23 protein-coding genes and 1 tRNA gene are annotated in these 25,253 nt (G+C 69.5%); 10 read left to right on the plus strand and 14 right to left on the minus strand.

Annotated elements, in window-relative coordinates; all coding sequences use genetic code 11:
• Positions 1-57: 57 nt before the first annotated feature.
• From ACTOWL_RS10035 to ACTOWL_RS10055, 5 genes are all read right to left on the minus strand, one after another.
• Positions 58-747, minus strand: a complete 690-nt coding sequence (locus tag ACTOWL_RS10035; RefSeq protein WP_441321079.1) for a hypothetical protein — start codon at positions 745-747, stop codon at positions 58-60.
• A 138-nt stretch (positions 748-885) separates the two neighbouring features.
• Entirely contained in the window at positions 886-1,797 is a 912-nt protein-coding gene (locus ACTOWL_RS10040) for an arginase family protein (protein ID WP_441321080.1), read from the minus strand.
• Positions 1,798-1,873: 76 nt separating this feature from the next.
• Positions 1,874-3,697, minus strand: coding sequence for a glutamine--fructose-6-phosphate transaminase (isomerizing) (glmS, locus tag ACTOWL_RS10045; RefSeq protein ID WP_441321081.1), 1,824 nt, complete (start codon positions 3,695-3,697; stop codon positions 1,874-1,876).
• On the minus strand, positions 3,697-5,055 hold the full coding sequence (glmU, locus tag ACTOWL_RS10050; protein WP_441321082.1) for a bifunctional UDP-N-acetylglucosamine diphosphorylase/glucosamine-1-phosphate N-acetyltransferase GlmU: 1,359 nt from the start codon (positions 5,053-5,055) through the stop codon (positions 3,697-3,699). Before glmU ends, glmS begins: the two co-directional genes overlap by 1 nt.
• 102 nt (positions 5,056-5,157) lie before the next feature.
• The gene (locus ACTOWL_RS10055; RefSeq protein ID WP_441321083.1) at positions 5,158-5,997 is read right to left on the minus strand and encodes a DUF3108 domain-containing protein; all 840 of its coding nucleotides are present in this window, start codon (positions 5,995-5,997) and stop codon (positions 5,158-5,160) included.
• A gap of 235 nt (positions 5,998-6,232) precedes the next feature.
• Between ACTOWL_RS10055 and ACTOWL_RS10060 the strand changes: the two genes are divergently transcribed.
• Positions 6,233-7,285: an acyltransferase family protein gene (locus tag ACTOWL_RS10060; RefSeq protein ID WP_441321084.1), complete on the plus strand. Its 1,053-nt coding sequence runs from the start codon at positions 6,233-6,235 to the stop codon at positions 7,283-7,285.
• Positions 7,286-7,360: 75 nt separating this feature from the next.
• Here the strand turns inward: ACTOWL_RS10060 and ACTOWL_RS10065 are convergent.
• The 3 genes from ACTOWL_RS10065 to ACTOWL_RS10075 form a co-directional block, all read right to left on the minus strand.
• Positions 7,361-7,435: transfer RNA gene (locus ACTOWL_RS10065), tRNA-Val, on the minus strand.
• An 80-nt stretch (positions 7,436-7,515) separates the two neighbouring features.
• Entirely contained in the window at positions 7,516-8,517 is a 1,002-nt protein-coding gene (dusA, locus tag ACTOWL_RS10070; RefSeq protein ID WP_441321085.1) for a tRNA dihydrouridine(20/20a) synthase DusA, read from the minus strand.
• A 54-nt stretch (positions 8,518-8,571) separates the two neighbouring features.
• Positions 8,572-9,984, minus strand: a complete 1,413-nt coding sequence (locus tag ACTOWL_RS10075) for a DEAD/DEAH box helicase (RefSeq protein ID WP_441321086.1) — start codon at positions 9,982-9,984, stop codon at positions 8,572-8,574.
• Positions 9,985-10,334: 350 nt separating this feature from the next.
• Here ACTOWL_RS10075 and ACTOWL_RS10080 point away from each other — a divergent pair, with 350 nt between their 5' ends.
• The 6 genes from ACTOWL_RS10080 to ACTOWL_RS10105 all read left to right on the plus strand — a co-directional run bounded on the left by ACTOWL_RS10080 (position 10,335) and on the right by ACTOWL_RS10105 (position 16,949).
• Positions 10,335-11,249: a LysR family transcriptional regulator gene (locus ACTOWL_RS10080; RefSeq protein WP_441321087.1), complete on the plus strand. Its 915-nt coding sequence runs from the start codon at positions 10,335-10,337 to the stop codon at positions 11,247-11,249.
• A gap of 98 nt (positions 11,250-11,347) precedes the next feature.
• Positions 11,348-12,514: an ABC transporter substrate-binding protein gene (locus tag ACTOWL_RS10085; RefSeq protein ID WP_441321088.1), complete on the plus strand. Its 1,167-nt coding sequence runs from the start codon at positions 11,348-11,350 to the stop codon at positions 12,512-12,514.
• A gap of 183 nt (positions 12,515-12,697) precedes the next feature.
• Entirely contained in the window at positions 12,698-13,729 is a 1,032-nt protein-coding gene (locus ACTOWL_RS10090) for an ABC transporter ATP-binding protein (RefSeq protein ID WP_441321089.1), read from the plus strand.
• On the plus strand, positions 13,726-14,673 hold the full coding sequence (locus ACTOWL_RS10095; protein WP_441321090.1) for an ABC transporter permease: 948 nt from the start codon (positions 13,726-13,728) through the stop codon (positions 14,671-14,673). The genes ACTOWL_RS10090 and ACTOWL_RS10095 overlap by 4 nt, the downstream gene beginning before the upstream one ends.
• Positions 14,663-15,493 carry an ABC transporter permease gene (locus ACTOWL_RS10100; protein ID WP_441321091.1) on the plus strand — a complete coding sequence of 277 codons (831 nt, stop codon included), beginning with the start codon at positions 14,663-14,665 and terminating at the stop codon, positions 15,491-15,493. The genes ACTOWL_RS10095 and ACTOWL_RS10100 overlap by 11 nt, the downstream gene beginning before the upstream one ends.
• A gap of 28 nt (positions 15,494-15,521) precedes the next feature.
• A complete protein-coding gene (locus ACTOWL_RS10105) occupies positions 15,522-16,949 on the plus strand; it encodes a gamma-aminobutyraldehyde dehydrogenase (RefSeq protein WP_441321092.1) in 1,428 nt (475 codons plus the stop codon).
• Between the two features lie 40 nt (positions 16,950-16,989).
• Here the strand turns inward: ACTOWL_RS10105 and ACTOWL_RS10110 are convergent, their stop codons facing one another.
• The 5 genes from ACTOWL_RS10110 to ACTOWL_RS10130 are packed head-to-tail and all read right to left on the minus strand — an operon-like array spanning position 16,990 to position 21,066.
• Positions 16,990-17,697, minus strand: coding sequence for a fumarylacetoacetate hydrolase family protein (locus tag ACTOWL_RS10110; RefSeq protein ID WP_441321093.1), 708 nt, complete (start codon positions 17,695-17,697; stop codon positions 16,990-16,992).
• The gene (locus ACTOWL_RS10115) at positions 17,694-18,452 is read right to left on the minus strand and encodes an ABC transporter permease (protein WP_441321094.1); all 759 of its coding nucleotides are present in this window, start codon (positions 18,450-18,452) and stop codon (positions 17,694-17,696) included. Before ACTOWL_RS10115 ends, ACTOWL_RS10110 begins: the two co-directional genes overlap by 4 nt.
• A 6-nt stretch (positions 18,453-18,458) precedes the next feature.
• On the minus strand, positions 18,459-19,274 hold the full coding sequence (locus ACTOWL_RS10120) for an ABC transporter ATP-binding protein (protein WP_441321095.1): 816 nt from the start codon (positions 19,272-19,274) through the stop codon (positions 18,459-18,461).
• Complete coding sequence (locus tag ACTOWL_RS10125) at positions 19,271-20,074, minus strand: ABC transporter permease (protein ID WP_441321096.1); 804 nt, start codon at positions 20,072-20,074, stop codon at positions 19,271-19,273. Before ACTOWL_RS10125 ends, ACTOWL_RS10120 begins: the two co-directional genes overlap by 4 nt.
• Positions 20,071-21,066, minus strand: coding sequence for an ABC transporter substrate-binding protein (locus ACTOWL_RS10130; RefSeq protein ID WP_441321097.1), 996 nt, complete (start codon positions 21,064-21,066; stop codon positions 20,071-20,073). Before ACTOWL_RS10130 ends, ACTOWL_RS10125 begins: the two co-directional genes overlap by 4 nt.
• A 175-nt stretch (positions 21,067-21,241) precedes the next feature.
• On the opposite strand from ACTOWL_RS10130, the gene ACTOWL_RS10135 reads away from it, so the two are divergent.
• The 3 genes from ACTOWL_RS10135 to ACTOWL_RS10145 are packed head-to-tail and all read left to right on the plus strand — an operon-like array spanning position 21,242 to position 23,995.
• Positions 21,242-21,925, plus strand: a complete 684-nt coding sequence (locus ACTOWL_RS10135; RefSeq protein WP_441321098.1) for a FadR/GntR family transcriptional regulator — start codon at positions 21,242-21,244, stop codon at positions 21,923-21,925.
• A gap of 31 nt (positions 21,926-21,956) precedes the next feature.
• Positions 21,957-23,192 (plus strand): TIGR03862 family flavoprotein, encoded by a 1,236-nt coding sequence (locus tag ACTOWL_RS10140; RefSeq protein WP_441321099.1) that lies wholly within the window; start codon positions 21,957-21,959, stop codon positions 23,190-23,192.
• 35 nt (positions 23,193-23,227) lie between these two features.
• Positions 23,228-23,995, plus strand: a complete 768-nt coding sequence (locus tag ACTOWL_RS10145; protein ID WP_441321100.1) for an enoyl-CoA hydratase-related protein — start codon at positions 23,228-23,230, stop codon at positions 23,993-23,995.
• A gap of 42 nt (positions 23,996-24,037) precedes the next feature.
• Here the strand turns inward: ACTOWL_RS10145 and ACTOWL_RS10150 are convergent, their stop codons facing one another.
• Positions 24,038-25,210 (minus strand): fumarylacetoacetate hydrolase family protein, encoded by a 1,173-nt coding sequence (locus ACTOWL_RS10150; protein WP_441321101.1) that lies wholly within the window; start codon positions 25,208-25,210, stop codon positions 24,038-24,040.
• Between the last annotated feature and the right edge of the window lie 43 nt (positions 25,211-25,253).

Genomic DNA, 25,253 nt, shown 5'->3' on the forward strand with positions numbered 1-25,253 from the left:
GGGAGGGGCGACGCAAATAGTTTCGGCAAGATCCAGAATGGGGCACGCGCCCGGCGCTCAGCTGGTGTCGTCTTCTTCGCGCGGAAGCGCGGGGTCGGGCTCGCGCATCCGGCCGTGCCGGGGACTCCAGTCGCGCGGCCACGGTGGTGGCGGCGCGGTCCGGGATACGGCCGGCGCCGCAGCCGCGACCGCGGGCCAGTGGGGCTGTATCCCGAGGTCGCGGCACAGGCGCAGGATCAGGGTCTCGATCGGCAGGGCGGTGTCGGCCAGGTCGGCGTCGATCCGGTCGGTCTCGGACACCCGCGTCCACAGATCGACGGTCAGCCGCTCCCGGGCCTCAGGAGCATCGGGTGCGGTGTCGATGGCCCGGGTGACGCCGCGGACGACGCCACGGCGGCGGTCATCCTTCGCCGCCTGCCGCCGGCTCCATCCGTCCTCGGCCTCGCGCCGGGCCTCCTCCTGCCGCTCGCGCAGCCGAACCTTGAGGGCAATGGCGCGGCGGACACCGAGGGCGAGGCTGCTGAAATGGGCTTCCCCGGCCTTGTCGAGATCGCCGTCCTTGATGGCCTTGACGCTCGCGGCCTGGAACGCCCGGGCGAATTCCAGGCCGAGCTCCGCCATCTCGGACAGCATCTCGATGTCCCGGGCAGCCTCGTCCGTGGCCGGCGATGCGACGGACGGGATCTCATCCCTGGTGGAGGCACTGTCCATGCCATCATTGGAACATAAAGGGAACAAATAAGTCAAGGATAACCGCACCGCCCGCCCCTCGTCGGCAACCGTGATCCGATGGCCGCGGTCGTCGGAACACGGTTACGCCCTACTCTTGCAGTGACCCCTAATGGTTCGCGCGGCATCGGCATCAGACACGCGCCGATGACCGGTTCAAGCCTGCCTGACGATGCGTCCGATCACATTGACGAGAAGGCGCGCAGCGGTGAGCGCCGTGATGCCGTCCATATCAGCGGGCGTTTGGAATTCAATGAGGTCGAAGCCGGCAAGGCGTCCGCGCCGGCTCACCCCCTCGATCAGTCCGATCGCCTGCTGATAGGTCAGCCCGCCGGGCGTGCGGCCGGCGACGCCCGGCATCACGCTGGGATCGAGCCCGTCGCAGTCGAGGGTCACAACGACGCGCGCGCCCGCGGGCATGTGCCCGAGGGCGGCTTCGACGCCTTCGGCGTGGATCTCCCGCGCCGTGACGAGGCGCGCGCCCCAGCGCCTGGCGGCCTCGACCTCCAAGGGCCGGGCACTGCCAAGGCCCCGGATACCCGCCTGCACGATGCCGGCGACATGTGGCATCTCGCTCGCCCGGCGCATGGTGCTGGAATAGCCCAAGGGCTCGCCATAGCGCTCGTCGCGCCAGTCGATATGGGCATCGATCTGCAGGATCCAGATCGGGCCATGATCGGCAAAGCCGGCGATGAAAGGGATGGGCACGGAATCATCGCCCCCGATCATCAGCGGTGCGGCGCCGGCGGCGAGGATGGCGCGCGTCCTCTCTTCGATCAGCTTGCGATTTCCGGCATTGTCAAAGACCGAAGTCGGCAGATCGCCGGCATCGACGCAGCAGGGCTCACGGCCCTCGAAGAGAGGGCCGCCAAGGTCGAAGTCCCAGCTGTCGAGGAACTGCGCATCGTCCTGGCTGGCGGCGCGGATGGCGGCCGCCGCGCCGGCGAAGCCCGAAGGATCGGCACCGGGATAGGTGCTGCCATGCGGCGCGCCGAACAGCACGATGCGCGGCTGCACGCCGCCGGGCAGGTGTGCGGGAAAATCGAGAAAGCCGGAATGCGGGGGCATGTCGGAGGTCCTTGCTGCAGAGTTCGGAAGGTACAGCTTCTCAAAGCCGGCATAGGCATCGGCGGACCGACAGCCCCTACTCCACCGTGACGCTCTTGGCGAGGTTGCGGGGCTGGTCGACATCGGTGCCCTTGGCCACGGCGGTGTGGTAGGCCAGGAGCTGCACCGGCACGGCGTAGAGGATCGGCGCGACGAAGGGGTCGATGCCCGGCAGGTCGATCGCCGCCACCGGGCCTGGCCCCAGCCTCTCGATCCCCTCCCGGTCGGAGAAGAAGATCACCTTGCCGCCGCGGGCCATCACCTCCTGCACGTTCGACACGGTCTTGTCGAAGACAGGATCGCGCGGCGCCAGCACGATCACCGGCACCTTGTCGTCGATCAGCGCGATCGGCCCGTGCTTCATCTCGCCGGCGGCATAGCCCTCGGCGTGGATGTAGCTGATCTCCTTCAGCTTCAAGGCGCCCTCCAGCGCCAGCGGGTAGGACAGGCCGCGGCCGAGGTAGAGAACGTCCCGCGCCAGCGCCACCTGGTGGGCGAGGTCGCGGATCGTGGCGTCGTGGTTCAGCACGTCGGCGAGGCGGCTCGGCACCTCGGTCAGGGCGGTGGACAGCGCCGCCTCCCGCGCCGCGTCGATGGCGCCGCGCGCCCGGGCCGCGGCGACGGCCAGGCAGGCCAGCACGGTCAGCTGGGTGGTGAAGGCCTTGGTCGAGGCGACGCCGATCTCCGGCCCGGCCAGGGTCTGGATCACCGCGTCGCTCTCGCGGGCGATCGAGCTGTCCGGCACGTTGACGATCGACAGGATGCGCTGGCCCTGCGACCGGGCGTAGCGCAAAGCCGCCAGCGTGTCGGCGGTCTCGCCCGACTGGGAGACGAAGATGGCCAGGCCGCCCTCGGGCAGCGGCGCCTCGCGGTAGCGGAACTCCGAGGCGATATCGAGCTCGACCGGCAGCCGGGCCACGGTCTCGAACCAGTATTTCGCCACCATGCCGGCATAGAAGGCGGTGCCGCAGGCGACGATGGTGGCGCGCGGCACCGTGGCGAAGTCGAAGGGCAGCGGCGGCAGCACGATCGCCCGGGTCGCCGGGTCCAGCATGGTGCGCAGCGTGTCGCCCACCACCGCCGGCTGCTCGTAGATCTCCTTCAGCATGTAGTGGCGGAAATCGCCCTTGCCGATCAGCGCGCCGGTGGTCGCGATCGGCTTGACCGGCCGGGCGACCGACCGGTCCGCGGCGTCATAGATCTCGACGCCCGACCGGGCGATCACCGCCCAGTCGCCCTCGTCGAGATAGCAGATCCTGTCGGTCCACGCCCCGATCGCCAGCGCGTCGGAGCCGACATACATCTCGCCGTCGCCGAAGCCGATGGCCAGCGGCGAGCCGCGCCGGGCGACGACCAGCAGGTCCTCCTCGCCGTTGAACAGGAAGGCCAGGGCGAAGGCGCCCTCCAGCCGCTTCAGCGCCGCGGCGCTGGCCTCGCGCGGCGCCATCTGCCGGTCGAGATAGTGGCTGACCAGATGGGCGACGATCTCGGAATCGGTCTCGGTGGCGAAGACGTGGCCGAGCGCCTCCAGCTCCTGCCGCAGCTCGCGGAAATTCTCGATGATGCCGTTGTGCACGATCGCGACCCGGTCGGTCGCATGCGGATGGGCATTGTTTTCGCTCGGGCGGCCGTGGGTGGCCCAGCGGGTGTGGCCGATGCCGATGGTGCCGTCGATCGGCGCCTCGCCTAGCCGGCTCTCGAGATGGACCAGCTTGCCCTCGGCGCGGCGGCGCTCGATCCGGCCGTCGACCAGGGTGGCGATGCCGGCGGAATCATAGCCGCGATATTCCAGGCGCTTCAGCGCCTCGACCAGGCGGGAGGCGACCGGCCGGGTCCCGACGATGCCGACGATGCCGCACATCAGCCCTTCTCCTGCTCGCGCTTGGCTTTTTCCGCCTTCTTCTTCGCGCGGTAGCGCGGCGCCCAGCCGGGCTTCTCCTCCTGCCGGGCGCGGCCGATTGCCAGCGCGTCCGGGGCGACGTCGCGGGTGATGACGCTGCCGGCGGCGATGTTGGCGCGGTCGCCGACCGTCAGCGGCGCCACCAGCACGGTGTCGGAGCCGACGAAGACCTCGGCGCCGATGCTGGTGCGGAACTTGTTGTAGCCGTCGTAGTTCGAGACGATGGTGCCGGCGCCGATATTGGTCTTCTCGCCGACCGAGACGTCGCCGAGATAGGTCAGATGGTTGGCCTTGGCGCCGGCGCCGAGATCAGCCGCCTTCAGCTCGACGAAATTGCCGATATGCGCCCCCTCGCCCACCGTCGTGGTCGGGCGCAGCCGGGCGAAGGGACCGATGCGGGCGCCGGTGCGGATCGTCGCTCCCTCGATATGGCTGAAGCCCAGGATCTCGACCCCGTCCTCGACCGTGACGCCGGGGCCGAAATAGGTCGACGGCCCGATCACCACGTCGCGCCCGAGCTTCGTGTCGGCCGAGAGCCAGACGGTCTTCGGGTCGACCAGCGTCGCGCCGCCGAGCATGGCCTGGCGGCGCAGCCGGTCCTGCAGGATGGCCTCGGCATCGGCCAGCTCGACCCGGGAGTTGATGCCCAGCACCTCGGCCGGGTCGCCCTCGACCACGCTGCAGGCCCAGCCGCGGGCCCGGGCGGCCTCGACCGTGTCGGTCAGGAAGAACTCGCCCTTGGCGTTCTCGGCCTTCAGCGCCGCGATCAGCTCCGCCAGGCGGCGGCCGTCGAAGGTCATGATGCCGGCATTGCAGAGGCCGATCCGGCGCTCGTCCGCGCTGGCTTCGGAATATTCGACGATGCGGTCGAGGCCGCCGTCGCCGGTCAGCACCAGCCGGCCGTATTGCAGCGGGTCGGCCGGGCGCATGCCCAGCACCACCACCGCCGGATCCTCGGCGGCGCGGCGGGCCGCGACCAGCCGCTCCAGCGTCGCCGTGGTCAGCAGCGGCGTGTCGCCGAACAGCACGATGACGTCGCCCTCGAAGCCCACGATCGCCGGCAGCGCCGCGCGCACCGCGTCACCGGTGCCGCGCTGCGCCGGTTGGATCACGGTCGGGACCGGGGCGACGCTCTGCGCCACCGCCTCCATCCCCGGCCCCACCACCACGGCGATCCGCTCGGGCGCCAGCGCCTGGGCGGCGGCGACCACATGGCCGAGCATCGACCGGCCGGCGATCTCGTGCATCACCTTTGGACGGTCGGATTTCATCCGGGTGCCCTTGCCGGCGGCGAGGATGAGGCAGGCGACAGCGCTCACGGGGGCTCCACAATCACGGACCATGTCCCGCGTGGTCTGCCACGGACGCCGCGAAAGCGAAATTCAATTATTGTTGCGACGGGTTACGCGCATCGGTTGAGATCAGGAGGCGCCGACCTGGATCGCGCGGAGATGCACGATGACGCGGCCCCAGGGGGACTCGCTCTGGATCCGCACCGGCACCGCCGGCAATCCGGCGCCGGGGGAGGCCAGCCAGGTGTCGATCACCCGCTGGTCCGGCGCCCGCGAGCTGGGCTGGAGATACTCGGTCGGCTTGGCGTTGCGCCGTTCGTCGCCGAAGTTGAAATCGCCGACCATCGGCGTCAGCGACACAGTGCAGCGCTGGGCCGACCCGCCATACATCCCGAGATCCGATTTCTCCACCGTCACCGTGCCACCATCGGCCAGGTCAGCGCGGTACAGCCGGCGCCCGTCGAACACCGGCACCTGGCCCTGGCAGGCCTCGGCGCCGAGATGCAGGGCCTGCAGGATGGCGACCACGCCGCTCAGCGGGTCCACCGCATGGACCAGCTTTTCCGGCGGGATGGTCTGCTCGCGCTTCGGCTTCTTGCTCGGCACGATCTCGACATCCATCCGGCCGCCGCCGAGGAAGGTGATGGTGGTGGTCCTGGCGTCGTCGCCGTTGATCCGCTCGACCACGTTGCGGGCCGGGCGCACCCGGGCGCCGTCCAGCCCGCCGCTCGACTGCACGTTCGAGCGCCAGTCGCTGAAGGTGGCGGCGATGCCGACGACATGGGCCGACAGGCCGACGTCGTAGCGGTCGCCCGCCAGCGAGACGCCGGAGGTCACCTCCAGCATGCGCACGCCGCCGACATAGACATCATAGGTCATGCGGGCGCTGGCATCGGCGGCCGCGGCGGGGTTTGCCGCAGCCAGGACGCCGGCCAGGGCGGCGATGGCGTTGGGGAGGAGACGGGGCATGCGCGTCTTGTACCTCGCAGTGGCGACGGGGCGCCAGACTGGGAAGAAACTGGGGCGCGATTGCGGCGATAACCAGGGGTGCCCGGCCAAGAGCCAGCTCACCTTTCAGCCGAGCCGCGTCTCAGCCGAGGAAATCCGAGGCCTGTTTCGACCGCCTTGACATCCAAGTACGCGCTTCTTGACACCGTGGCGCTGATGCATCACCGTCTGTCTATTCCGATATGGGGGAAATTGATTGCTGCTGTCAATTCAAGCGTGCAGAGGCATTGCCGCGCTGCTGGTCGTGCTTTATCATTTGAATACGGATATATTCCATGGACCAAAATACTTTTCCGGCCGGCCATTCGGGCCGATATTTGATTTCGGCCATGCGGGCGTTGAGTTCTTCTTTGTCCTCAGCGGGTTTATTATTGTCTTCGCTCACGGACGCGACGTCGGTCGTGTCGACCAGCTGGCTCGCTATCTTTGGCGCCGATTCCAGCGCATCTATCCAATCTACTGGGTCGTGCTCGTCGGGGTCGTTTCGATCTATTTCGCGGTTCCGTCATTCGGCAAGGGCTACGAAACTGACCCCGTTACGATTCTGTCGTCTTTTACGCTGGTCTATGCGGATGGCAACAACGTCGTCGCGGTGGCCTGGACCCTCTACCACGAGGTCCTGTTCTACGCGGCCTTTGCTGTGCTGATCTGGAATCGGACAGCCGGCCTCGTCCTCTTCGGCGCCTGGGGCGTCGGCATCGTCATCTTCCATGCCATCTCTCCGGACGCACCATCCTTCATTGGTTTCCTGGCCTCGCCGATGAACTTGCTGTTCCCGCTCGGCATGCTGTCGGCCGTCGTCTACAGATCGGGCGTCAAGCTGCCTGCCGGGACTGTCGCCGCAGTCGGCGCCTTGGTTTTCCTGGCCTACGGCGGCGCCGAGCTGGTCTACGGTCGCTCGAAGGCCGGACCGCTGCTCTATGGCCTCGGAAGCGCACTGCTTATCGTCGGTCTTGGGCGGCTGGAGGCGACCGCTCGGATCCGCATTCCGAGAATCCTGGTGTTCCTCGGTGCTGCGTCCTACTCGATCTACCTGACGCACTATCCGCTGCTGTCTCTGTTCGGCAAGGTTGCGGTGGCGGCCGGCCTGCGATCGGTGCCGGAGTGGCTGTCGTTCCTCTTGATCGGCGGCGTCACGGTTGCGGTCGGGTGCGCCTTCCATGCCGTCGTTGAACGCCCATTGCTGCGCTGGATCGGGAACGCCCGGAAAGCGTCGGGGCCGCATCGGCAGCCGGCGCAGACACGCTGAGCACGGCCAGATCGGGCTGGTGTCCGGAGAGGCACCGGACGTGGTGCCGAACTGCAGCTGAGTGCTTGAGAAGGATGGTGGGCGCGACAGGGATTGAACCTGTGACCCCTCCCGTGTGAAGGGAGTGCTCTCCCGCTGAGCTACGCGCCCCCGCGTCGTCGGGGCCGCCTAAGTACGAGGCGACACCCCGGCTGTCAAGGCCGCAATGCGGCGGCCCGATCGTCTTGTCGTCAGGCCGCCCGCCGCTGCTCGATCGCCGTCTCGACCAGGTCGACGGCGGCGCGCAGCACCTCCGGCCCCGCCCCCGGGCGATGGGCGTTCTCGGCCAGGTGGCGGCGGAAGGCACGGGCGCCCGGCACGGCCTGGTACAGGCCGAGGATGTGGCGGGTCATCGACCCCAGCGGCACGCCGCGGGAGCGCATCGCCTCGACATAGGGCAGGAATCCGTCGACCACGTCGCGGCGGCTGCGGACGGGGCCGTCCTCGCCGAAGATGCGGCGGTCGGCCTCGGCCAGCATCCAAGGGTTCTGATAGGCCTCACGGCCGATCATGACGCCGTCGAGATGGGTCAGCTGCTCCGCGGCCATGTCGAGCGAGGTGATGCCGCCATTGATGGCGATGGTGAGGTGCGGGAAATCGCGCTTCAGCCGGTGCACCACCTCGTAGCGCAGCGGCGGGATCTCGCGGTTTTCCTTCGGGCTCAGCCCGCTCAGCCAGGCCTTGCGGGCGTGGACGATGAAGGTGTCGCAGCCGGCCTCGGCGCTGGTGCCGATGAACGCCACCAGCGCCTCATAGCTGTCCCGATCGTCGATGCCGATGCGCGACTTGACCGTGACCGGCACGTCGCAGGCGGCGCGCATCGCGGCGACGCAGGCGGCGACGGTCGCAGGTTCCGCCATCAGGCAGGCGCCGAAGCGGCCGGACTGCACCCGGTCGCTGGGGCAGCCGACATTCATGTTGATCTCGGCATAGCCCCAGTCGGCGCCGATGGCGGCGGCCTTGGCCATCGCCTCCGGGTCGCTGCCGCCGAGCTGCAGCGCCACCGGCTGCTCCGCCTCGGAGAAGCCGAGGATGCGCTCGCGGTCGCCATGCAGCACCGCCCCGGTCGTCACCATCTCGGTGTACAGCCGGACGCGGCGCGAGACCTGGCGCAGGAAGAACCGGCAATGCCGGTCCGTCCAGTCCATCATCGGCGCCACGGAGAGGCGGTGCGTGTCGGCGGTCGAGGTCATGGCCGCAGTCTATCGGGAAGGACGCCGGGACCGAAGCCCCGGCGCATCCTTTGGTTACCGCCCGACGGGGCGGCGGCGCATCGGCGCCGCGCCGCCATCATTGGCCGGCGCCGCACGGCGGTCGCCGCTTGGCTGCGCCGGGCGCTGGCCCTGCCCCTGATGACCATGGCCATGCGGACGCTGGCCCTGGCCCTGGGGCCGCTGCCCCTGGCCGTGCGGGCGCTGGCCCTGATGGCCCTGCGGACGCTGGCCCTGGCCCTGCGGCCGGCCGCCGCGATGCTGGCTCTGGCGCGGCGCCGGGCCGGCGCCGCCCTGACGGAACGGGATGGTGGAGCGGTAGGCGTGGTCCTCGACCACCGGCACCGGCTGGCGGATCAGCTTCTCGATGTCGCGCAGGAACGCCCGCTCCTCGACGTCGCAGAACGAGATCGCCATGCCGTCGGCGCCGGCGCGCGCGGTGCGGCCGATGCGGTGGACATAGCTCTCCGGCACGTTCGGCAGCTCGAAGTTGATCACATGGGAGACGCCGTCGACATCGATGCCGCGGGCGGCGATGTCGGTCGCGACCAGGACCCGGACCTTGCCGTTGCGGAAGCCCAGCAGGGCCCGCTCGCGCTGGCTCTGCGACTTGTTGCCGTGGATCGCGTCGGCGTTGATGCCGGCCTGGACCAGCTGCTTGGCGACGCGGTCGGCGCCGTGCTTGGTGCGGGTGAACACCAGGACGCGGCGGATGCTCTCGTCGTCGCGCAGGATCTCGGTCAGGAGCGAGCGCTTGTCGTCCTTCTCGACGAACATGACGCGCTGGTCGATGCGCTCGGCCGTGGTCGCGACCGGCGCGACCTCGACCCGCACCGGGTCGGTCAGCAGGCGGCCGGCCAGGTCGGAGATGTCGGACGGCATGGTGGCGGAGAAGAACAGGCTCTGCCGCTTCGCCGGGATGGTGGCGACGATCTTCCGGATCGCATGGATGAAGCCCATGTCGAGCATCTGGTCGGCTTCGTCCAGGACGAAGACTTCGAGATCGCTGAGCCGGATGGCGTTCTGGGACATCAGGTCGAGCAGGCGACCGGGGGTGGCGACCAGGATGTCGACGCCCTGCGCCATGGTGCGGATCTGCGGGCCCATGCCGACGCCGCCGAACACGGTGGTGCGGGTCAGCGGCAGGTGGCGGCCATAGACGCGGAAGCTCTCGGCGATCTGGCTGGCCAGCTCGCGGGTCGGGCTCAGCACCAGCACGCGGCAGCCGCGGCGCGGCGGGGTGCGCCGGTCGGCCATCAGCCGGTGCAGGATCGGCAGGGCGAAGGCGGCGGTCTTGCCGGTGCCGGTCTGGGCGACGCCCAGCAGGTCGCGGCCCTGCAGCAGATGAGGAATGGACTGCGCCTGGATCGGCGTCGGGGTCTCGTAGCCTTCAGCCGACAGCGCCTTGAGAAGGAGCGGGTTCAGGCCGAGATCGGTAAAGTTGGTCAAGGGATGCTTTCAGTAACAACGACGCCGAACCACTGGACTCCGGTTCGTGCCGGAGTCATGGCGATAAGCGCGGGGTTGACGATGACGCCCCGCGCGATCTGGGCAGTCGGATGACTTCGATCGGGACCGACAGGACGCATCCCGGAGGGAGCGCTCACGCGATCGGTGGCCGACGGCTGCATTGGCAGCGACCGGAATGTCGTTGCGCAGTGCACAAAAGTCAAGGCTTACCGCCGATCGCATTCCTGCCCTGCATGACAGGTCAGGATATTTCGTTCGGTTTTGCCGATCCATGCCCCCTCCCATCGATTTTTCTTGCTGCTGAGACTAGGCCGCGGGACCGTGGCGGCATGAACGTCACGCTGCGCCAGATCGCCTACTTCACCGCGGTGGCGGAGGCCGGCTCAGTCTCCGGCGGCGCCGCGGCGGTCGGCATCTCGCAATCGGCGATCACCGATGCGCTGAAGGCGCTGGAGGAGCAGACCGGCGCCCGGCTGTTCGAGCGCCATGCCCGCGGCGTCATCCTGACCTATCCCGGCCACCAGTTCCTGCGCCATGCCCGCACCATCCTGGCGGCGGTGGCCGACGCCCAGAACGCGCTGAAGACCCTGCCGGAGGCGGTGCAGGGCACGCTGCCGCTCGGCGTCACCACCATGGTCTCCGGCTATTTCCTGGCCGATCTGCTGGCCCGCTTCCGGCGGGTGTTCCCGAACGTCACGGTCGAGGTGATCGAGGAGGAGCGGACCTATATCGAGCACCTGATGATCAACGGCGAGATCGCGGTCGCGGTGATGATCGTCTCGACCCTGGACAACCGCGACGCGCTGGAGAGCGAGATCCTGGTCCGCTCCGAGAGCCGGCTGTGGCTGCCGCCGGACCACCGCTTCATGGGGCGCGAGGCGATCCCGCTGGCCGAGATCGTCGACGAGCCGCTGATCGCGCTGGCGGTGGACGAGATCGTCGAGGCCAGCGACCTGTTCTGGCGGGCGGCCGGGCTGATCCCGAAGCGGGTGCTGCGCACCGCCTCGGTCGAGGCCGTGCGCAGCTTGGTGGCGACCGGCGCCGGCGTCGCCATCCTGCCCGACATGGCCTACCGCCCGTGGTCGCTGGAAGGCGACCGGATCGAGGCGCGGCCGCTGGCCGACCCGCTGCCGACGCTCGATGTCGGCGTGGTCTGGCGCCGCGGCTCGCCGCTGTCGACCCAGGCCGAGACCTTCATCCAGGTCGCCCGCACCCATCCGGCGCCGCGCCTGCGGTCGCTGTAGCCATCGGTTTCTCCGATAGCAAAACAGGATATTTCATATTTCTCGGCATTCCGGCAACGGACCTACCATTCTCCCCAACAAACAACGGGGAGATCGAGATGGGATCGCAGCTTCGCCGGATGCTCGCCCTGGGCAGCGCCCTCGCCGTGTTCGGCACCACCACCCTGGCGGGCGCCGCGCCGCTGACGGCCATCGGGACGGGCGAGGGCCAGGTCGATATCGTCGCCTGGGCCGGCTATATCGAGCGCGGCGACACCGACAAGGCCTATGACTGGGTCACCGGCTTCGAGAAGGAAACCGGCTGCAAGGTCAGCGTCAAGACCGCCGGCACCTCGGACGAGATGGTGGCGCTGATGAACGAGGGCGGCTTCGACCTCGTCACCGCCTCCGGCGACGCCAGCCTGCGCCTGATCTACGGAAAGCGGGTGCAGGAGATCAACACCGAGCTGGTGCCCGGCTGGAAGACGATCGATCCGCGGCTGCAGAACGCGCCCTGGTTCACCGTCGACGGCAAGCATTACGGCGTGCCCTACCAATGGGGCCCGAACGTGCTGGCCTACAACACCGAGGTGTTCAAGGAGCCGCCGAAGAGCTGGAGCGTGGTGTTCGAGCCGACCACCCTGCCCGACGGCAAGCCGAACAAGGGCCGGATCGAGGCTTATGACGGGCCGATCTACATCGCCGATGCGGCGCTGTACCTGATGAAGGCGAAGCCCGAACTGGGGATCAAAGATCCTTATCAATTGAACGAGGCCCAGTACAAGGCGGCGCTCGACCTGCTGCGCGGCCAGCGCCAGCTGGTGATGCGCTACTGGCACGACGCCATGGCCCAGGTCGACGACTTCGTCAACGAGGGCGTCGTCGCCTCCTCGACCTGGCCGTTCCAGGTCAACCTGCTGAAGTCGCAGAACAAGCCGATCGCCAGCGTCATCCCCGAGGAAGGGGCGACGGGCTGGGCCGACACCACCATGCTGCATGTCGACGCGGCGCATCCGAACTGCGCCTACAAATGGCTGCAGCACTCGCTGAACCCCAAGCTGCAGGGCGACCTCGCGGCATGGTTCGGTTCGGTGCCGGTGGTGCCCGACGCCTGCAAGGGCAACGAGCTGCTCGGCGCCGAGGGCTGCAAGACCAACGGCTTCGACAATTTCGAGAAGATCCACTTCTGGACCACGCCGCGCCAGCAGTGTGAGGCGCATCCGGAAGGCTGCGTGCCCTATCTGCGCTGGGCCACGGACTACATCGCCGTCCTCGGCGGGCGGTAGACCGCTCTCGCCCCCTCACCCTCCCGGCCCAAGCGGGCCGGGCCCCTCCCTCTCCCCGAGGAGAGGGAATCGGAGGCGTGGCCCTTCACCTCTCCTTTGGGAGAGGTCGAAATCGCGCAGCGATTTCGGGTGAGGGGGAGCCGGCCAGGCCGCATCGCACCTGCATACCGACGGGCCGATCCCATGACCGACCGCAGCACCGCCGTCCGTTTCGACCATGTCAGCCGCCATTTTGGGTCGGTGTGGGCGGTGGACGATGCCAGCTTCGAGATCCGCGACGGCGAGTTCTTCTCGATGCTCGGGCCCTCGGGTTCGGGCAAGACCACCTGCCTGCGCCTGATCGCGGGGTTCGAGCAGCCGACCGCCGGCCACCTGCTGCTGCACGGCCGCGACGTCTCGGCCACGCCGCCCTATGACCGCGACGTCAACACCGTGTTCCAGGACTACGCCCTGTTCCCGCATATGAGCGTGTGGGAGAACGTGGCCTACGGCCTGATGATCCGGCGCGTGCCGAAGCCGGAGCGGCGGCGCCGGGCCGAGGAGATGCTGGCGATGGTCAAGCTCGGCGACTTCGCCGGGCGCCGGCCGGCCCAGCTGTCGGGCGGCCAGCGCCAGCGCGTCGCCCTGGCCCGGGCCCTGGTCAACCGCCCCTCCGTCCTGCTGCTGGACGAGCCGCTCGGCGCCCTCGACCTCAAGCTGCGCGAGGCGATGCAGGAGGAGCTGAAGGCGCTGCAGCGCCAGGTCGGCATCACCTTCGTCTATGTCACCCACGACCAGGGCGAGGCCCTGGCGATGAGCGACCGGGTGGCGGTGTTCAACCGCGGCCGGGTCGAGCAGATCGACACGCCCGCCGCGATCTACGACCGGCCGGCCACCGCCTTCGTCGCCGGTTTCGTCGGCGCCTCCAACATGGTCGACGCCGCCACCGCCGGGAAGCTGATGGGCCAGGCCCGGCCCTTCGCCCTGCGGCCGGAGCGCATCCGGATCCTGAACGACGGCCAGCCGGCGCCGGCCGATGCGGTCGAGGTGGCCGGCACGGTCGACGGCGTCAGCTTCCTCGGCGCCACCACGCGCTACCGCGTCGCGCTGGGCCCCGGCGGCGCCGTCGACGTGGTCGAATCCAATCTCGACACGGCACCCAAGACGCCGGGACAGGCGGTGCGGCTGGCCTGGCGGCGCGACCACGCCCATCCGCTGGCCGAGGTCGCGGCATGACCATGGCCGCCACCCTGCCCGCCCCGGCGGCGGACGGAATCGGCCGGCGCGCGGCGCGGCTGCTGTACCGCAACGGCTGGCTGCTGCTGATCCTGCTGCTGGCGCCGCCGCTGCTGTGGCTCGGCGTGGTCTATCTCGGCTCATTGTTCGCGCTGCTGCTGCAAAGCTTCTATTCGGTCGACGGCTTCACCGGGATGATCGTCCCGGAATTCACCCTGTCGACCTATGCCGACCTGCTGACCGCCGCCAACATGGACGTGGTGCTGCGCACCGCGGGGATGGCCGCAGCGGTGACGATCCTGTGCGCGCTGATCGGCTTCCCGATCGCCTATTACGCGGCGCGCTACGCCCGCGGCCGGGCCAAGGCCGCCTTCTACATCGCGATCATGCTGCCGCTGTGGTCGAGCTACCTGGTCAAGGTCTATGCCTGGAAGCTGATCCTGGCGCGCGAGGGCGTGGTCACCTGGCTGGCCGCCAAGTTGCACCTGACCTGGCTGCTGGACGGAATCCTGGCCTTGCCGGTGGTCGGCGGCGCGTCGCTGTCCAGCGCCTATCTCGGCACCGCCGTGGTCTTCGTCTACATCTGGCTGCCCTTCATGATCCTGCCGGTGCAGGCGGCGCTGGAGCGGGTGCCGCGGTCGCTGACCGAGGCCTCGGCCGATCTCGGCGCCAGGCCCTCCCAGACCTTCTGGACGGTGATCCTGCCACTGGCCTTCCCGGGCGTGGCCGCCGGGTCGATCTTCACCTTCTCGCTGACCCTCGGCGACTACATCATCCCCGGCATCATCGGCTCCTCCCGCCCCTTCATCGGCCAGGTGGTGCTGCAGCTGCAGGGCACCGCCGGCAACGTGCCGCTGGCCGCCGCCTTCACCGTGGTGCCGATCGTGATCATGGCGGTCTATCTGACGGCGGCGAAGCGCCTGGGGGCCTTCGATGCGCTCTAGTGGCAAAGCCACGGCTGGCACCAGCGCGCCGCTCGGCCTGCGGATGATGGCGCTCGGCGGCATCCTGTTCCTGCATGTGCCGCTGCTGTTCATCCTGCTCTACGCCTTCTCCAGCGACGAGAAGACCTTCCAGTTCCCGCCGCCCGGCCTGACGCTGCAATGGTTCGCCGTCGCCTGGCTGGACCGGCCGGACATCTGGGCGGCGCTGTGGCTGTCGGTGAAGGTGGCGGCGATGGCGACGCTGCTGGCGATCGTGCTGGGCACCTGCGCCGCCGCCGCGGTCTGGCGCAGCCGCTTCTTCGGGCGGGAGTCGCTGTCGTTGCTGATCATCCTGCCGATCGCCCTGCCCGGCATCATCACCGGCATCGCCCTGCGCTCGGCCTATTCGCTGATGGAGATCCCGTTCAGCTTCTGGACCATCGTCATCGGCCACGCCACCTTCTGCATCGTCGTCGTCTACAACAATGTGCTGGCCCGGTTCCGGCGCACCTCCGGCTCGCTGATCGAGGCCTCGATGGACCTCGGCGCCGACGGCTTCCAGACCTTTCGCCACGTGGTGCTGCCGAACATCGCCACGGCCCTCCTGGCCGGCGGCATGCTGGCCTTCGCGCTCAGCTTCGACGAGGTGATCGTCACCACTTTCACCGCCGGCCAGCAGCAGACCTTGCCGATCTGGATGCTGAGCGAGCTGATCAAGCCGCGGCAGCGGCCGGTGACGAATGTGGTGGCGATCATCGTCATCGTCGTCACCTTCCTGCCGATCCTCGGCGCCTATTACCTCACCCGCGACACCCACGACTTCTCCGGCTCCGGCAAGTGAGCGCGGAGCGCCCTCAGGGAGACATTCCATGGACATCGAGCTTCTGATCGACGGCGCCCTGGCAAAGGGCGAAGGCCAGGCCGAGCAGGTGCTGAACCCGGCGACCGGCAAGCTGATCGTCGAGGTGCCGGAGGCGTCCCAGGCCCAGCTCAACGCCGCGGTTGCCGCCGCTGCGCGCGCCTTCGAGAGCTGGTCGGTCACCACGCCGGCGCAGCGCGCCGGGCACCTGCTGAGGCTGGCCGATGCGATCGAGCGCGAGGCCGAAGCCTTCGCCCGGCTGGAATCGCTGAACTGCGGCAAGCCCTATGCCCGGGTGCTGGAAGACGAGCTGCCGGCGATCATCGACACCTTCCGCTTCTTCGCCGGGGCGACGCGCTGCCTGACCGGCTCGGCCGCGGGCGAATACGTCGCCAACCACACCAGCATGATCCGGCGCGACCCGATCGGCGTGGTCGGGTCGATCGCGCCGTGGAACTACCCGCTGATGATGCTGGCCTGGAAGGTGGCTCCCGCCCTGGCCGCGGGCAACACCGTGGTGATGAAGCCGTCGGAGCAGACGCCGCTGACCGCGCTGAAGCTGGGCCGCACCCTGGCCGAGCTGTTTCCGAAGGGCGTGATCAACATCGTCACCGGCCGCGGCGAGACCGTAGGCTCGGCCCTGACCGCCCATCCGCAGGTGCGGATGGTGTCGCTGACCGGCGACATCGCCACCGGCCAGAAGGTGCTGCAGGCGGCGGTGAAGAACCTGAAGCGCACCCATCTCGAGCTCGGCGGCAAGGCGCCGGTGCTGGTGTTCGACGACGCCGACCTCGACGCCGTGGTGGCGGGGGTGCGCGCCGGCGGCTTCTATAATGCCGGGCAGGACTGCACCGCCGCCTGCCGGATCTATGCCGGGCCGAAGATCTACGACCGGCTGGTGGCCGACCTGGCCGGCGCCGTCGCCAGCCTGAAATACGGTTCTCCCGACGACGCGGCGACCGAGCTGGGCCCCCTGATCAGCGAGCGCCAGCGCGACCGGGTGGCCAGCTTCGTCGAGCGCGCGGCGGCGCAGAAGCACACCGAGATCGTGACCGGCGGCGGCAAGGCCGAGGGCGACGGCTACTTCTTCAAGCCGACCCTGGTGGCCGGCGCGCTGCAGAGCGACGAGATCGTGCGCAAGGAGGTGTTCGGGCCGGTGGTCTCGGTCACCAGATTCGACGATCCGGACGCCGCCATCGCCTGGGCCAATGACAGCGACTACGGCCTCGCCTCCTCGGTCTGGACCAGCAACGTGAAGACCGCGCTGAAGACCGCGGCCCGGCTGCAGTATGGCTGCGTCTGGGTGAACGCGCATTTCACCCTGACCAGCGAGATGCCGCATGGCGGGCTGAAGATGTCCGGCTACGGCAAGGACATGTCGATGTACGGGCTGGAGGACTACACCGTCGTCCGCCACGTGATGCTGAACTTCGGGTAGAGCCAGTCGGGTCCGCCCCCCGCGGACCCGACCGCCCCGGTCAAACCACTGCCACCCGGATCTCGCCGATGCCGTCGACGTGGCCGACCATCTCGTCGCCGCGGATCACCGCCCCGACCCCGGCCGGGGTGCCGGAGAAGATCAGGTCGCCCGGCTGCAGCTCGAACAGGCCGGAGAGGTAGGAGATCATCTCCGGCACCTTCCAGATCATCTGGTTCAGGTCGCCCTCCTGCCGCCGCTGGCCGTTGACGTCGAGCCAGACGGTGCCGGCGGCGGGGTGGCCGATCTCGGCGACCGTCCGGATCGGGCCGCAGGGTGCCGAATGCTCGAACGCCTTGCCGACCTCCCAGGGCCGGCCGAGCTTCTTGGCCTCCCCCTGCAGGTCGCGCCGGGTCATGTCGAGCCCGACGGCATAGCCGAAGACATGGTCGAGCGCGGTTTCGAGCGGGATGTCGCGGCCGCCCGACTTCAGCGCCACCACCAGCTCGATCTCGTGATGCACGTCGGAGGTCGCCGACGGATAGGGAAAGCGGCCATCGCTGCGCAGGTTGGACGGGTTCTTCTGGAAGAAGAACGGCGGCTCGCGATCCGGGTCGTGCCCCATCTCCACCGCATGCGCCGCGTAGTTGCGGCCGACGCAGTAGATTCGGTGGACCGGGAACAGCCGGCCGGTGCCGAGCACGGGCAGCGCCGGGACGGGCGGCGGCGCGATGACGTATTCCGTGGTCCCGGGCGTGGCCATATTCATGACTGTCGTACTCCTGCGTAATAGGCGATGCGGTGCTCGAGCCGGGAGACCAGCCCGGAGAGGACAAGCGCGAAGGCGAAGAGGACCAGGGTCAGGGCCCAGAACTCGGCCATCAGGAAGTTGCGGGAATAGAGCTCGAACAGCGCGCCGAAGCCGATGATCGAGACCAGCAGCTGCCCGACCACCACGCCCTTGACGCCGCGGATCAGCCCGACCCGGATGCCGGCCAGGATCTCCGGCAAGGCAGCGAGCAGCAGGATCCGGCTGGCGGTCTGCCAGCGCGTCGCGCCGAAGGAATGCGCCATCTCCACCAGCGAGGGCGGCACGTGCCGGATGCCGGCGCGGGTGTCGAGCGCGATGATCCAGACGGCGAACAGGAAGACCGTGACCACGACGGTCGTCGTGCCCATGCCGAACAGCAGCATGATCACCGGCACCAGCGCCGAAAGCGGCGCGCTGACGAACAGGTTGACCCACATGCCGGCGAACTGGTCGACCGCGGTGAAGCGGCCCATCAGCGCGCCGAGCGGCACGCCGACGGCGATGGCGAGCGCCATGCCGAGGGCGAAGCTGACCACCGTGATCAGGGCGGCGTCGAGGAAGCTGCCTGTCGGCACCACGGTGAACAGCGCCGCGACGACCTCGGAGAAGGGCGGGAGCAGCAGGACGAGGTCGAGCCGGCCCACGACCTCCCAGACCAGGGCCCAGAGGATCAGCGACGCCATCATCGGGATGCGGTGGCCGAAGACGGTCATGACCCCCTACTCCACATAGCGCCGCAGGCCGCGCCAGATGTCCTCGACCGTGTCGATATAGACCGGGTCGCGGCGGATCTCGTCCGGCGTGCCCTGGCGCGGGATCTCGGGCACCACGATCTCCGACACCCGGCCGGGCCGCGGCGACAAGAGGACGATGCGGTCGGAGAGGTAGACCGCCTCTTCGATCGAATGGGTGACGACGATGAAGGTCTTGCGCTCCTCGCGGCACAGCGCCAGCAGGTCCTCCTGGAACTTGCGCCGGGTCTGCTCGTCGACCGCGCTGAACGGCTCGTCCATCAGCAGCACCTCGGCGTCGACCGCGAGCGCCCGGGCCAGGCCGACGCGCTGGCGCATGCCGCCGGACAGCTGGTGCGGGTAGCGGTCCTCGAAACCGGCGAGGCCGACCCGGGCGATGTGGCGGCGGGCCGTCTCCTCGCGCTCGGCCTTCGGTACGCCCTTCAGCTCCAGGCCGAAGGCGACGTTGCGCAGCACCGTGGCCCAGGGCATCAGCGCGAAGTCCTGGAACACGAAGGCGCGGTCCGGCCCCGGCCCGGCCACGGCGCGGCCACGGACCAGCACCTCGCCTTCGGTCGGCTCCAACAGCCCGGCGATGATCTTCAGGAGCGTGGTCTTGCCACAGCCGGACGGGCCGAGCAGGCTGGTCAGCTCGCCGGCGCGGAAGGCCAGGGAGACGCCGTCCAGCGCCACGACCTGGGTGCCGTAGCGCTTGACGATGCCGCGGACCTCGACTGCGGGCTCGGCCGGCTCTGCTACCGCTTGGTTCCGGGGCAACGGCATGGCGGCGCTGCTCTTGCTCATGGCTGTCCTCGCTTTTCCGGCCGGAACAGGGCGACTTCGAGCCGCTGCAGCGCGCCCACGGTCACCGCCGCGAACAGGATGATGGAGGCGATGGTCGCGTACATCTCGGGATAGTCGGCGACCGAGCGGTGATAGGTGATCAGGTCGCCGATCCCGGTCGGGGTGATCAGCAACTCGGCCAGGACCACGCCGATGAAGCCGGCCGAGATGCCGAGCCTGAGGCCGGCGAAGATCATCGGGCTGGCGTCCGGGATCACGATCTTGCGTACGACCTGCCGCCGGGTCGCCATGAAGGACCGGGCCATGTCGACCAGCGACGGGCCGACATGGCGCACCGCCTGGTAGCTGTTGAGCACGATCACCGGCAGGGCCAGCATGACCACGGCGACGATCTTGGCGGTGAGGCCGATGCCGTAGATGAAGGTGGTCAGCGGGATCAGCGCCGCCATCGGCGCCGCCTGCATGACGATGAAGATCGGAGCCCCGGCCCATTCCAGGCTGCGGTTCAGCCCCATGGCGACGCCGCAGCCGATCCCGGCGACGGCAGAGATGACGAGGCCGAGCAGCAGCGGCTGCAGCGTGTCGAGATAGGCCATCGCCAGGCTGCCGTCGGCCACCAGCCGCCCGAACGCCGCGACCGTGGCGCTGAACGAGGGTAGCGCGTAGTTGACCGGGATCCGGCCCGCGATCTCCCAGCCGCCGCACAGCACGACGATCGAGGCGAGGCGCCAGAACAGCGGGTCGGCGGCCAGGGCGGAGAGGACACTCCCCCTCCGCCCGGCTTCGGCGACAACCGTCACTTCCGGCCGACCTTGTTCAGCGCCTTGTTCAGCGGCGTGAAGGTCCAGAAATCCTCGACCTTGAGCGTGGCCGGGTCGCCCTGCAGCTGGCCGGCGACGGCGTAGAAGGCGAAGTCGTCCTTCACCGCCACCTCGCTGCCGCCATTCAGCGGATACATGCCGGCGGTGACGGAGTCCTGGTAGAAGGGCACGATCTCGGGCTCGAGCTCGGCCGGCAGGTCGGCCAGCAGCTTGTAGGTCTTGCGCAGCTCCCCGACGCTGGCCGGGTTGGCGGCGATCTCGCGCCAGGTGTTCAGCAGCTCCTCGGCCAGGATGCCGGCGGCCTCGGCGTTGCTCTCCAGGAACTCGGTGTTGGCGAATAGCGCCTCGTCGCTGGCGTTGACCTCGCCGACCTCGAGCAGCTTGAACTTGCCGCCGCCCTTCTCCTGCAGCAGGCGCCAGCCGGCGGAGTCGACGATCGTGGCCTTGACCGCGCCCTGCAGCAGGGCCCCGGTGCGGACCTCCGACCCCGGCACGTAGCTGACCTTGCCGTATTTGATGCCGCTGCGCTGGGCCATCAGCATCATGATCGCCTCGGTGCCGGAGCCGCGGGAATGCACCGCCACCTCCTGCCCGTCCAGGTCCTTCCAGTCCTGGTAGAACTCGGTGTTCACCACCGGATAGAAGCGCAGCGTGCTCATCTGGAAGAACAGCCGGATCGGCGCCCCGACCTTCTGCAGCAGCGCATAGGGCGTGCCGACGCCGATATCGGCCTGGCCGCTGACCACGGCCTGGGCGGCGATGTCCTCGGATTTGAAGAAGGTCAGCTCGACCGGGACGCCGCGGGCGCGGGTCCGCTCGATCGCGATCAGGAAGTTCAGGCTCTCGACCGACGGGATGTCGCCGAAGGCGATCCGGACCGGGTCCGCCGCCCTGGCGGACAGCGGCAGCGCCAACAGCAGGGCGAACAGGATCGCGGCGCGGCGGGTGAATCGGGTGGCAAGGCACGGCATGGCTCTCTCCTCCCTCGCATCGGCGGGCTTTGCGCCCGCGCTTTGACCAATGTCGGAATTATTCCTTAACCAATTAAATATTGGTTAGCAGGCCGGGGATTTCCGGTCAATCCTCGACTTGACCATGCCGGCCGAAATTCGGTAAGCCTGAACCAATATGGAAATTGGTTTCACCATGTCGCTCGATCAGGACCAGGGAGCCCTCACCCAGCTCCGCGCCTATCTCGCCCAGCAGGCGCTGTCCTCCGACGGCAGGCTGCCGCCGGAGCGCGAGCTGTGCGAGACCCTGGGCCTGTCTCGCGGCGAGTTGCGCAAGGGCCTGGCGGCGCTGGAGGCCGAGGGGCAGATCTGGCGCCATGTCGGCAAGGGCACCTTCCTCGGGTCACGGCCGATCGAGGAGGTCGACGACGCGGCGGCGATCGCGTCGCGCACCTCCCCCGCCGCGGTGATGCGCGCGCGCCTCCTGGTCGAGCCGCAGATCGCGCAGGAGGCGGCGCTGCACGCCTCGGCCGAGGATCTGCGCAAGCTGCGCCTGGTCATCGCCAAGACCCGCACGGCGGAGAGCTGGCGGCAATACGAGACGCTCGACAACCAGTTGCACCGCCTGATCGCCGAGGCGACCCGCAACACCGTGCTGGTGGCGCTGTTCGACCTCTTGAACACGGTGCGGCGGACGGTGGTCTGGGGCCGGCTGCGCGCCGACATCCCGCGGCCGCCGGCCGACCATCACAGCTTCGCCGAGCACGACGCCATCGTCGACGCGATCGCCGAGCGCGACCTGGAGACGGCGGGGCGGGCCATGCGCCGGCACCTGCGCTCGGTCGAGCGCAAGCTGATCGAAGGGCATCACGACGATTGAACGGCTGGCGCAGGCTGCTAGGGTCCGCGCCATGTCGCAATCCATCACCATCATCGGCGGCGGCCCCGCCGGGCTGATCGCGGCGCAGCGCCTGGCCGAGGCCGGGCGGCGCGTCACCGTCTACGACCGCATGCCGACGGTCGGACGCAAGTTCCTGATGGCCGGGCGCGGCGGGCTGAACCTGACCCATTCCGAGCCGCTCGACCGCTTCGTCACCCGCTTCGGTGCGGCGCAGGGCTGGATCGAGCCGCTGGTCCGCGCCTTCACGCCCGACGATCTGCAGGCCTGGAGCCGGGACCTCGGCGTCCCGACCTTCGTCGGCTCCAGCGGCCGGGTGTTCCCGGAGAGCCTGAAAGCCTCGCCCCTGCTGCGCGCCTGGCTGGTCCGGCTGGCGCAGCTCGGCGTCGAGATCCGCACCCGGCACGACTGGATCGGCCTCACCGCCGGCAACCGGCCGGTGCTGCGCGGGCCGGAGGGAGAGTTTGAAGCCGGGGCCGACGCCACCATCCTGGCCCTCGGCGGCGCCAGCTGGCCGCGGCTGGGCGCTGATGGCGGCTGGGCGCCGATCCTGGCGGCGCGCGGCGTCGGCATCGCGCTGCTGCTTCCGGCCAATGCCGGCGTCGAGATCGCCTGGTCGGCGCATCTGCGTGACCGCTTCGCCGGCACGCCGTTGAAGCGAATCGCCCTGACCTTCGCCGGCCGCACCGTGCGCGGCGAGGCGGTGATCGCCGCCACCGGCCTGGAAGGCGGCGCCGTCTACGCGCTGGGGCCTGGGCTGCGCCAGGCGATCGCGCGGGATGGCAGCGCGGCGCTGACGCTCGACCTGCGGCCGGACATGAATGCGGCGGAGATCGCCGACCGGCTGTCGCACGCGGGCAGCAGCGACAGCGCCCCGAACCGGCTGCGCCGCGCCCTGTCGCTGACCGGCCCGGCCTATTCCCTGCTGCGCGAAGGCTTCGCCGCCGACGCGCTGGCGGCGCCCGAGGCCATGGCGGCCGCGATCAAGGCGATCCCGCTGCGCGTCACCGGCCTCCGGCCGCTCGACCGCGCCATCTCCACCGCCGGCGGAATCTGCCTCGATGCCCTGAACCCGGCTTTGGAGCTGAAGGCCCTGCCGGGCGTCTTCGCCTGCGGCGAGATGCTGGACTGGGAGGCGCCGACCGGCGGCTACCTGCTGCAGGGCTGCTTCGCCACCGGCGCCGCCGCCGCCCGGGGGTTGGTCGGGTCATCGCGTCCTGCCTCGACAGACCCGGGCACAACTGACTAGCCTGCGCCTCTCTCACATCCTGGAAGGATAACGCCATGGCCGACCCGGTTCTGACCGGCACCACGGGCCCGGTCATGACGATCCGGCTCAACCGGCAGGAGAAGAAGAACGCGATCAACCGCGCCATGTACGAGGCGCTGACGGCCGCGCTGCGCGCTGCGGCCACGTCCCGTTCGGTGCGCGTCGTCGTCCTCCGGGGTGGCGACGACTTCTCCGCCGGCAACGACATCGCCGATTTCCTCGCCAACGCCAAGTCGGCCGGGATGCAGCCGGTGCTGGATTTCCTCGATGTCCTGGCCGGCTTTCCCAAGCCGCTGGTCGCCGGGGTGCGCGGCGCCGCGATCGGCATCGGCACCACCCTGCTGCTGCATTGCGACGTGGTGCTGGCCACGCCCTCGGCGCGGTTCCAGCTGCCCTTCGTCCAGCTCGGCCTGGTGCCGGAGGCCGCCTCCACCCTGCTGCTGCCTGCAGCCGTCGGCCGGCTGAAGGCCGCCTGGTGGCTGCTGACCGGCGAAGGCTTCGACGCCGAGGCCGCATTGGCGGCGGGGCTGATCACCAAGACCGTCGCCGAGACCGCGCTCGACGCCGAGCTCAACGCCCTGGCCGCGCGCCTGGCCGCCCTGCCGCCGGCCGCTGTCCGCCAGACCAAGGCGCTGCTGCAGGCGCCGCACCGCAACGCCGTGCGCGAGGCCATGACCCTGGAGGTCGAGGCCTTCGGCGCCCAGCTCAAATCCGCCGAGGCCAAGGAGGCCTTCACCGCCTTCATGGAGAAGCGGAAGCCGGATTTCAGCCGGTTCGATTAGCGGGTCGGCCGGGTCCGCCAGGAGCGAACCCGGCCGCGGGCCTCACAGCAGCCCGCGCTTCACCAGGCTGGCCATCAGCGCCCGGGCGCCGAAGGTCCAGGGCGCGATCTTGTCGCTGTGGTTCACCCGGTTCACCAGCGTCCCCAGGCTCGGGGTCGAGATGGTGACGATGTCGCCGATCTTGTGGGTGAAGCCCATGCCCGGCGCGTCGCGGTCGTCGGTCGGCGCGAACATGGTGCCGAGGAACAGCACCGCCCCGTCCGGATACTGATGGTTCGGGCCCAGCATCTGGCCGGCGAGGTCGAGCGGGTCGCGGCTGATCTTGGAGATCGAGCTGTGGCCCTGCAGGGTGTAGCCCTCGGGCCCGTGCACGGCCATCGCCAGGTCCGCCTTGCGGATGTCGTCGATGCCGAAGCCGCCGTCGAACAGCCGGATGAAGGGGCCGATGGCGCAGGATGCGTTGTTGTCCTTGGCCTTGCCGAGCAGCAGGGCGCTGCGGCCTTCGAGGTCGCGCAGGTTGACGTCGTTGCCCAGCGTGGCGCCGACGACCTTGCCGCTCGGCGCCACCACCAGCACGATCTCGGGCTCGGGATTGTTCCAGGTCGAGATCGCGAGGATGCCGATCTCGGCGCCGAGGCCGACTGAGGACATCGGCTGGCTCTTGGTGAAGATCTCGGCGTCCGGGCCGATGCCGACCTCGAGATACTGCGACCAGGCGTTCTGGGACAGCAGCACGTCCTTGATTCGCTGCGCGTCGGCCGAGCCGGGCCGGATCGCGGCGAGGTCGTCGCCGATGATCGAGACGATGCGCTGGCGGATGGCGTCGGCCTTGGTGGCGTCGCCGCGCGCCTGCTCCTCGATCACCCGCTCCAGCATCGAGGCGACGAAGGTGACGCCCGCCGCCTTCACCGCCTGCAGGTCGATCGGCGCCAGCGGCCAGGGCTTCGACGTGTCGCGCGCGGTCTCGTCGGCATTGGCCAGCAGGTCGGCGACGCTGCCGATCACGGGCCCATCGGCCTTGGCCAGCGCGGCCGGGTCGGCGGCCGAGATCAGGTCGGCGACGGTCGGCGCGGCCCGGGTGATGTCGATCACCTGGCCACCGCGCAGCGCCACCACCGCCGGCCCTTCGACCTGCGGCAGCCAGACCCGGCCGACCAGGGTGGCGCGGTCGGCATCCGCCGGCAGGCAGGCCGCGACGGAGATGGTGTTCTTCATGGGTATCCCTTCCCGCTTCTCTTCTCGTCCGGCGTTGCCGCCG

The organism is Inquilinus sp. CA228 (assembly GCF_052078665.1).
Taxonomy (GTDB): Bacteria; Pseudomonadota; Alphaproteobacteria; order DSM-16000; family Inquilinaceae; genus Inquilinus.

What these genes read in the sequence shown, in the direction of transcription:
- ACTOWL_RS10145 (WP_441321100.1), top strand. Translation starts at nt 23,228, where the DNA reads ATGGCCGACCCGGTTCTGACCGGCACCACGGGCCCGGTCATGACGATC.
- ACTOWL_RS10115 (WP_441321094.1), bottom strand. Translation starts at nt 18,452, where the DNA reads ATGACCGTCTTCGGCCACCGCATCCCGATGATGGCGTCGCTGATCCTC.
- ACTOWL_RS10130 (WP_441321097.1), bottom strand. Translation starts at nt 21,066, where the DNA reads ATGCCGTGCCTTGCCACCCGATTCACCCGCCGCGCCGCGATCCTGTTC.
- ACTOWL_RS10100 (WP_441321091.1), top strand. Translation starts at nt 14,663, where the DNA reads ATGCGCTCTAGTGGCAAAGCCACGGCTGGCACCAGCGCGCCGCTCGGC.
- ACTOWL_RS10120 (WP_441321095.1), bottom strand. Translation starts at nt 19,274, where the DNA reads ATGAGCAAGAGCAGCGCCGCCATGCCGTTGCCCCGGAACCAAGCGGTA.
- ACTOWL_RS10080 (WP_441321087.1), top strand. Translation starts at nt 10,335, where the DNA reads ATGAACGTCACGCTGCGCCAGATCGCCTACTTCACCGCGGTGGCGGAG.
- ACTOWL_RS10150 (WP_441321101.1), bottom strand. Translation starts at nt 25,210, where the DNA reads ATGAAGAACACCATCTCCGTCGCGGCCTGCCTGCCGGCGGATGCCGAC.
- ACTOWL_RS10090 (WP_441321089.1), top strand. Translation starts at nt 12,698, where the DNA reads ATGACCGACCGCAGCACCGCCGTCCGTTTCGACCATGTCAGCCGCCAT.
- ACTOWL_RS10110 (WP_441321093.1), bottom strand. Translation starts at nt 17,697, where the DNA reads ATGAATATGGCCACGCCCGGGACCACGGAATACGTCATCGCGCCGCCG.
- ACTOWL_RS10095 (WP_441321090.1), top strand. Translation starts at nt 13,726, where the DNA reads ATGACCATGGCCGCCACCCTGCCCGCCCCGGCGGCGGACGGAATCGGC.
- dusA (WP_441321085.1), bottom strand. Translation starts at nt 8,517, where the DNA reads ATGACCTCGACCGCCGACACGCACCGCCTCTCCGTGGCGCCGATGATG.
- ACTOWL_RS10105 (WP_441321092.1), top strand. Translation starts at nt 15,522, where the DNA reads ATGGACATCGAGCTTCTGATCGACGGCGCCCTGGCAAAGGGCGAAGGC.
- ACTOWL_RS10055 (WP_441321083.1), bottom strand. Translation starts at nt 5,997, where the DNA reads ATGCCCCGTCTCCTCCCCAACGCCATCGCCGCCCTGGCCGGCGTCCTG.
- ACTOWL_RS10140 (WP_441321099.1), top strand. Translation starts at nt 21,957, where the DNA reads ATGTCGCAATCCATCACCATCATCGGCGGCGGCCCCGCCGGGCTGATC.
- ACTOWL_RS10085 (WP_441321088.1), top strand. Translation starts at nt 11,348, where the DNA reads ATGGGATCGCAGCTTCGCCGGATGCTCGCCCTGGGCAGCGCCCTCGCC.
- ACTOWL_RS10040 (WP_441321080.1), bottom strand. Translation starts at nt 1,797, where the DNA reads ATGCCCCCGCATTCCGGCTTTCTCGATTTTCCCGCACACCTGCCCGGC.
- ACTOWL_RS10135 (WP_441321098.1), top strand. Translation starts at nt 21,242, where the DNA reads ATGTCGCTCGATCAGGACCAGGGAGCCCTCACCCAGCTCCGCGCCTAT.
- glmS (WP_441321081.1), bottom strand. Translation starts at nt 3,697, where the DNA reads ATGTGCGGCATCGTCGGCATCGTCGGGACCCGGCCGGTCGCCTCCCGC.